At 47.2% G+C, this 212-nt stretch carries 1 protein-coding gene; it reads left to right on the top strand.

Going from position 1 to position 212, the window contains the following annotated elements; genetic code table 11:
* Window positions 1-212 (top strand): zinc ribbon domain-containing protein (locus tag BHE89_RS04090; RefSeq protein WP_286145875.1); only part of this gene is annotated, 212 nt, incomplete at both ends.

Below are 212 nucleotides of genomic sequence, written 5' to 3'. Positions count from 1 at the left end.
CTGTCTGGCTCGCGCTATCGGAGATGCAGGCTGGCATGGTTTTATCACAAAGCTGGAATATAAAGCCGTAGAAAAAGGCGTCCATCTGGTAAAACTGGAGCAATGGTTTGCCTGTTCGAAAACCTGTCATTGCTGCGGTCATAAAATGTCAGAAATGCCACTACATAAGCGTATCTGGCAATGCCCTGAATGTGGAGTTGAACATGACCGAG

This window comes from Shigella sp. FC1967 (assembly GCF_001743005.1).
Lineage (GTDB): Bacteria > Pseudomonadota > Gammaproteobacteria > Enterobacterales > Enterobacteriaceae > Proteus.
The sequence above is the reverse complement of the archived record's forward strand: the minus strand, read 5'-3'. Positions and strand labels throughout refer to the sequence as shown.